Source organism: Rhizobium sp. P1_E1, assembly GCF_056406015.1.
This window is the reverse complement of sequence record NZ_JBFUAY010000397.1, coordinates 1-2,505: the sequence shown is the minus strand read 5'-3', so window position 1 is coordinate 2,505 and position 2,505 is coordinate 1. Positions and strand designations below refer to the sequence as shown.

The 2,505-nt window shown below is 60.7% G+C and carries 2 protein-coding genes; both read left to right on the top strand.

Going from position 1 to position 2,505, the window contains the following annotated elements; all coding sequences use genetic code 11:
- On the top strand, positions 1–1,133 hold a 1,133-nt coding region (locus tag AC1D1Z_RS36255), incomplete at its 5' end, for an ABC transporter substrate-binding protein (protein ID WP_477853632.1).
- A gap of 134 nt (positions 1,134–1,267) precedes the next feature.
- On the top strand, positions 1,268–2,505 hold a 1,238-nt coding region (locus AC1D1Z_RS36250; protein WP_477853630.1), incomplete at its 3' end, for a M20 family metallopeptidase.

Here is a 2,505-nt window from a genome sequence, read left to right as displayed (position 1 = left end):
CTTCCACAGTCACCATCACGCTGGAAAAGCCATCCGCGATTTTCCTTGGCCTGATGTCGCGCCCCGAATGCGGTTACACCGGGATGATTTCCCCGGAATCGGTCGGTGCGGACGGAAGCTTCATCAAGCCGATCGGCACCGGTCCCTTCAAATGGGATGAATGGAAGAAGGGCGAGTATATCCACCTTGCCAAGTTCGACGATTATGTCTCGCCCCAGAACGACGGCAAGCCCGACGGCATGGTCGGCTCCAAACGCCCTCTCGTCGATGGCATCAAGTTCATGGTCATTCCCGATGCTTCGACCGTAAAGGCCGGCCTTCAGTCCGGCGTACTCGATACCGCGGAGATTTCGCCGGATCTCATTCCCGAATTCAAGACGAGCGACACGATGCAACTGATCGTGGCTCGCAACAACGGCAAAAACCTCTTCTACATTCAGACGCGCGACAAGGTTCTGAGCAATCCCGGCGTGCGCCGCGCCATGGCGATGGCACTCGATCTCGACCAGCTCGTCGAGGCCGCCTCCAATGGCACCGGCGCAGCCAACGGCTCGATGGTTTCGGAAGACTCGCTCTATTTCGACGATGTCCAGAAGACGCGTCTGCCCTACGACCTCGAGGCCGCGAAGAAGGAGCTTGYGGCGGCCGGCTACAAGGGCGAGCCGATCACCATCATCGCCAACAAGCGCAGCAACGTGCCAAGCTTCCCGGCCGCGGTGATGGCGCAGGCCATGATGCAGCAGGCAGGTCTCAATGTGCAGATCGAGGTGCTCGACTATGCGACGCAGGTCGATCGTCGCCGCTCCGGCAACTATCAGATCATCTCGCAGTCGGTCGCGCCGAGGCTCGATCCCGCGCTGATGTACGGCTTCTATGTCGGCAACAAGGACAAGAACGCTTCCTTGATGTGGGATGACCCGAAAGCCGTCGAGTTGACGAAGGCGGCGTATGCGGAGTCCGACCAGACGAAGCGTCAGGCGATCTTCGACGAGTTTCACACGCTGATGCTCAAGGAAATGCCGGGCATCTTCCTCTACGACATGGTCGATGTCTGGGGCGCGACCAAGAAGCTGAAGGGTCAGCCCGTCTGGCAATCGAATGCCCGTCTTTGGGAAGTTTCGCTCGACAATTGAGCCCGAATTGCCGCGCCCGGTGAATCGGGCGCCGCCATCCCACTTCGACAGTCAATAGGAGATCCGGCAGGCCGTCCTGCCGGGTCCGGTGCAACACGTCCCTGTGGCGGCAGGACAGACAACGAGGAAATGCCATGAATCTTGACGCGATCAGCTCTATTGCCGCGACGATCGAAGAGATGAAACCGGATTGTGTCGCTCTCAGCGACAGTATCTGGGATTTCGCGGAGTTGAAGTTCGAGGAGCGGCGCTCGTCGCAATTGCTGGCAAGGACACTCGAGGAAAACGGCTTTGCCGTGCGCCGCAGCGTCGCAGGCATGGAAACGGCCTTCATCGGCGAATCCGGCAGCGGCAAGCCCGTGATTGCCTTCCTCGGCGAATTCGATGCCCTGGCCGGAATGAGCCAGACCGCCGACGTGGCCGAGCCTCGTCCCCAAGCGGCGGGGGCGACCGGTCACGGCTGCGGACACAATCTGCTTGGCGTCGGGTCGCTGATGGCGGCGGTTGCGCTTGCCCGCCACCTCAAGGAGAACAACCTGCCCGGGACGGTGCGCTATTACGGCTGCCCAGGAGAGGAGGGCGGTTCCGGCAAGACCTTCATGGTTCGTGCCGGCGCATTCGATGACGTCGATGCCGCCCTGACCTGGCATCCGGCTCCGTTCAACGGTGTTCGTTCAACGAACAATCTCGCCGTTCTCGAATATTACTATCGCTTCAGGGGTGTCGCGGCACATGCGGCCAACAGCGCCCATCTCGGCCGTTCGGCGCTCGATGCGGTCGAACTCATGAATGTCGGCGTCAATTTCCTGCGCGAACACATGCCGCAGGATTGTCGCGTTCATTACGCAATCACCGACACCGGCGGCAGGGCCGCCAATGTCGTACAGGCCAGCGCCGAGGTTCTCTATCTGATCAGGGCGCCTTACATGCCGCAGGCGCTTGAGCTTGCCGGGCGCGTCGAGAAAGTTGCACGAGGTGCCGCGATGATGACCGAAACCGAAGTCGAGATCGTGTTCGACACCGCCTCGACGAACCTTCTTCCCAACATTACGCTTGAAACCGCAATGCACGAGAACATGGTCGCGCTCGGGCCGATAGCCTTCGACGAGGCTGACATCGCCTTCGCCAGGGAAATCCAGGATACCTTCACTGAGGAAGCGATCAGGAGCAGCATCCGCCTCTATCAGATGAAGGGCGATGTGTTCTCCAATGCCAAGGTCGATGGCTCGACGCCCTTGCACACCGGTCTGCGCGATTTCGAGGGACTATCGCATTTCCGGGCCGGATCGACCGATGTCGGCGACGTCAGCTGGGTGACGCCGACCGCGCAATGCTGGGCGCCAGCTTGGGCGATCGGCACCAATCCCCATAC